The sequence below is a fragment of the Rhizobacter sp. genome (assembly GCF_031412075.1).
In the GTDB taxonomy this organism is placed as follows: Bacteria; Pseudomonadota; Gammaproteobacteria; order Burkholderiales; family Burkholderiaceae_C; genus Rhizobacter.
The window spans coordinates 1-4,406 of sequence record NZ_JANOCG010000092.1; the positions used below are offsets into that span (position 1 = coordinate 1).

The following is a 4,406-nucleotide window of genomic DNA, read 5'->3' on the forward strand; positions in this document are numbered from 1 at the left end:
ACCCGCAGGCCCACGCCGGGCAGCGCGAAACCGACGGTGCCGCCACGCCGCTCGCCGTCTTCTGTGCGGTAGGGGTTGGAGGTGAGGATGACGGTTTCGCTCATGCCGTAACGTTCGACGATGGTGTGGCCGGTGCGCTCGTGCCAGTCGTTGAAGGTCTCGATGAGCAAGGGCGCCGAGCCGGCCAGGAAGAGCCGCATGCTTTTGCAAGCCTCGCGTGTGAGGCCCGGCTCGGCCAGCATGCGCACGTAAAGTGTGGGCACACCCATGAACACCGTGGCGCGCGGCAAGTTGGCCACCACTGTCTTGGGGTCGAACCTCGACAGCCAGATCATCTTGCTGCCGCTGATGAGCGCCGATTGTGCGGCCACGAAGAGGCCGTGCACGTGGAACAGCGGCAAGGCGTGGATCAGCACATCGCCGCCGCGCCAACCCCAGTACGCCTTCAGGGTGAGCGCGTTGCTCAGGATGTTGCCGTGGGTCAGCATCGCGCCCTTGCTGCGCCCGGTGGTGCCGCTGGTGTAGAGGATGCAGGCAAGGTCGTCGCGCTCGCACAGCGTGGGCGTGTGCTTGTCGCTGTGGTGTGCGGCACGCTCCAGCAGGCTGCCGCTGCGGTCTTCGTTGAGCGTGAACACGTGGGTGGTACCGGCCTTGAACGCGATCGGGCTGACCCAGCCGAAGTTCTTGCCCGAACACACCACCACCGCCGGCTCGGCGTTGCCGATGAAGTATTCGATCTCGGCCGCCTGGTAGGCGGTGTTGAGCGGCAGGTACACATACCCGGCGCGCAGCACGGCCAGGTAGAGCATCAGCGCTTCGACCGACTTCTCGGTCTGCACCGCCACGCGGCTGCCTGCGGGCAGGTCGAGTGACTCGAGCAGGTTGGCCAGCATCGCCGTGGCGCGGTCGATGTCGTGCCAGGTGTAGTAATGCGGCACTGCATCGGTGGTCTCGATGGCCACGCGGTTGCGGTCCTGCGGGAAGTTGCCGCGTAATGCGGCAAAGAGGTTGTGGTTCATCGGTACACCAATGGCCGGCTCACTCGAGTTTGGCGCCGGAGTGCTTCACCACATCGGCCCAGCGTTTGACTTCACTGTTGACAAATTTGCCGAAGGCATCGCCATACAGATTGGGGGTGTCGGTGCCGAGGGTGTTCCAGGTTTTGCGCAACTCGTCGGAGCCCAGGGCCTTGACGAGCTCGGCGCGCATGGCGTCGACCAGCTCTTTCGGTGTGCCCTTGGGCGCCCACAGCCCGTACCAGGTGGCCACCTGGTAGGTGGGCACGCCACCCTCCACGCTGGTGGGCACGTCGGGGAAGCCGGGGGCGCGCTTTTCGGCAGCCACCGCCAGCGCCGTGATGCGCCCGCTCTTGATGTGCGTGGCCGACGAGCCGAGGCCGTCGAACATCATGTCGACCTGGCCCGCGATCAGGTCTTGCAGCGACGGGCCGGCGCCCCGGTAGGGAATGTGGGTGATGAAGGTCTTGGTCTGCAGCTTGAAGAGCTCACCGGCCAGGTGGTGCGAGGTGCCGTTGCCGGCCGAACCGTAGTTGAGCCGGCCGGGGTTCTTGCGCACGAATTCGAGCAGGCCCTTCAAGTCGGTCACCGGCACCTTCTTCGGGTTGACCACGATCACCTGCGGCACGCTGGAGATGAGGCCCACGGGGATGAAGTCGGTCTCGATGTTGTAGTCGAGCTTGGGGTACATCGACGGGGCGATGGCGTGGTGCACCGCGCCCATGAAGAAGGTGTAGCCATCGGGCGCGGCCTTCGAGGCCACGGTGGCGCCCACGGTCCCACCGGCGCCGCCCTTGTTGTCGATGATGAATTGTTTGCCGGTGTTCTTGCTCAGCACGGCGGTGAGCGGGCGGGCGAAGGCGTCGGTGCCGCCGCCGGCGGGAAACGGCACGACGATGGTCACCGGCCGGGCCGGCCAGGCCGATTGCGCGCTGGCCCAGGGGCTGGCGATTGCGGCGAGGGTGCCGAGGGCGGCCAGGGTGAACGCGCGGCGGTGTGAAACGGTCATGGGTGTCTCCTGCTTTTGTGAGATGAGCTGGGTTAGATGAGGCCAGAAACGGCGCGTGAATGCGCCACTTCGCCATGGACGAACTGTTCGTGGCTGGTTTCGACCTTGTCGAGGTCGTAGAGGTAATTGACCATCAGGCCGAACGACTGTTTGAGCCCCTTGCGGGACAAATCGCCCAAGGGGTTGAGGCGTTCGAGCCGTGCGCCGTTGTCGAGGTGAAAGCGCGCCACCGGGTCACCCTGCGCGGTGGTGCTGTGGTGAACCAGGTAAGCGGCGCACAGGCGGCTCAGCGCGTCTCGTTCGGGCTCGCGCAGCGATTGCAGCGTGGCCGCGTTGGCGAGGGTGTTCAGGTCACCCTGCGTTGCGGCCACAAGGCAGGCACGCGCTTCGGTGACGCGCTCGACCACCCCCTTGCGCAAGTGGTCGGGCAGCACCGGCGGTGCTTGCAGCCACTTGGCAAACCCGGGGATGGGCGAGAGCGTGCAAAAGCGCTTGAGCTGTGGCAGCTCGCGCTTCAGCTGCTCGGCCACGCGCTTGATCAGGAAGTTGCCGAGCGACACACCGCGCAGCCCCGGCTGGCAGTTGCTGATGGAATAGAAGGCCGCGAGCTTGTACTGGCTCGGTGTGAGCGTGGGCTGGGCGTGTTTGTCGATCAGCGGCGCGATGGTGGCCGGCATCTCGGGCAAGAGCGCCACCTCCACGAAGATCAGCGGCTCGTCAGGCAGCTGTGGGTGGAAAAAGGCGAAGCAGCGGCGGTCGGGCTGCAGGCGGCGGCGCAGGTCGTCCCAGCCGTCGATCTCGTGCACCGCCTCGTGGCGAATGATCTGCTCCAGCAGGTGCGCCGGTGAGCGCCAGTCGACCTGCTGCATCTGCAAGAAGCCGGGGTTGAACCACGACGAGAGCAGGTGCAGAAAATCATTTTCGAGCGCACGCAGCTCGGGCTGCGCCCCCACGCGCGCCAGCAGCTTGCGTCGCATGGCGACGATCTGCGCGGTGCCGCCCGGGGTGCGGTTGATGCGCCGCAGCAGCTCTTGCCGCGGCGGCTCGGCCAGGTGGGTGAGGCGGATCAGGTTGTCGGCCGAAGGCTCTTGCGCATAAGCCTGCGCCACCGACAGCACCGCCTGCGGGTCGGGGCTGAACTCGCGTGAGAGGCGGTCGAAAAAGCCGCCTTGCTGGTCGTCGGGCAAGGCGCTGAAACGTGCGACCAGCTGGCGGGCGATGGCCACGCTGTTGGCTTCACCACGCTCGGACAAGAGCCGCCTGCAGTCGAGTAGCAGGCTGCGCAGGGCGCGGTCGTCGCCGGCGCGGCGGGCAGCGGACTTCAATCCGTCAAGCATGTTGTTGCCCCGTGCTCTGTTCATGGGCGCGCAAGGCCTTCAGGGCGGTCAGCTGCGCCATGAGGTGGTCGTGCATCAGCCGCTCGGCGCGTGCCGCATCACGCTGCTCGATGGCCGCCAGGAGCACGCGGTGTTCGTTGATCGAGTCTTCGATGCGGCCCGGCCAGTTGAGCTGCCGCCCGCGCAACAGGCGCAAGAACTTGCGCAAATCGTTGGTGGCGCGGTCGAGCCAGCGGTTGTCGGCCAATGCTTGCACCGTGCTGTGGAACTCGTGGTTGGCGCGGTAGTAGCCGTCGATGTCGCGCGCGGCGGCATGCGTTTCCAGCGTGTCGTGCAAGCGGCGCAAGGTGGCAATGCCCTCGGGCGTGGCCTTGCGCACCGCCTCAAAGGCGCAGCGGCCTTCGAGCAGGGCCATCACCGGAAACAGCGCGTCGGCGTCGTCTTCCGACATCTCCGTCACGCGGCAGCCCTGGCGCGGCACCAGCTGCACCAGGCCTTCGCTGGCCAGCACCTTGAGCGCTTCACGCAGCGGCGTGCGGCTGATCTGCCACTCGTGGGCCAGCGCCAGCTCGTCGATCCACTGCCCGGGCACCAGCTGGCGCTCGAACACCATGTGGCGCAGCCGGGATGCCACCTCTTCATGCAGAGAGGCCGGGCGCAGCGGGGTGATGTCGGCCATGGAGCTCTCTGAATAAAGGTGGCAAAAGCGCGGCAATTGCCTAAACTCTAGAGGTAGTAATTCATAATTACAAGCCTGCTGAAGACCCTGATCCGTGTGTCAGTTCCTTGTGTGAAGGGCGCGCCCAGTCCTATGCTTGGTGCAGCGCAACAAACGAAAGGCAAGTCCCATGGACGCTGCCCGAGTGGCTGGTTCGGAGGTGCACGGAAGCGTGCTCTACGTCGAAGACCAGGATCTGAATTTCCTGCTGGTCCAGGCTCAGCTGGCGGCCACGCTTCCCAGCGTGACCTTGCTGCGTGCTGGCACCGGCGCTGAAGGTGTGGCGCGGGTTCGCCAGGACAAACCTGACCTCGTGCTGCTCGACA

General features: G+C 66.0%; 4 protein-coding genes and 1 pseudogene. 1 reads left to right on the forward strand and 4 read right to left on the reverse strand.

Going from position 1 to position 4,406, the window contains the following annotated elements; all coding sequences use genetic code 11:
* The 4 genes from RMO40_RS03525 to RMO40_RS03540 all read right to left on the reverse strand — a co-directional run.
* A partial coding sequence (locus RMO40_RS03525; protein WP_309716397.1) for an AMP-binding protein occupies positions 1–1,019 on the reverse strand: 1,019 nt, incomplete at its 3' end.
* A 19-nt stretch (positions 1,020–1,038) separates the two neighbouring features.
* Positions 1,039–2,025, reverse strand: coding sequence for a tripartite tricarboxylate transporter substrate-binding protein (locus tag RMO40_RS03530; RefSeq protein ID WP_309716400.1), 987 nt, complete (start codon positions 2,023–2,025; stop codon positions 1,039–1,041).
* Positions 2,026–2,057: 32 nt separating this feature from the next.
* Positions 2,058–3,362, reverse strand: coding sequence for a malonyl-CoA decarboxylase domain-containing protein (locus RMO40_RS03535; RefSeq protein ID WP_309716402.1), 1,305 nt, complete (start codon positions 3,360–3,362; stop codon positions 2,058–2,060).
* Complete coding sequence (locus tag RMO40_RS03540) at positions 3,355–4,041, reverse strand: FCD domain-containing protein (RefSeq protein ID WP_309716405.1); 687 nt, start codon at positions 4,039–4,041, stop codon at positions 3,355–3,357. Before RMO40_RS03540 ends, RMO40_RS03535 begins: the two co-directional genes overlap by 8 nt.
* Before the next feature lie 169 nt (positions 4,042–4,210).
* Between RMO40_RS03540 and RMO40_RS03545 the strand changes: the two are divergent.
* Positions 4,211–4,406, forward strand: a pseudogene (locus tag RMO40_RS03545) (hypothetical protein); the annotation flags it as partial.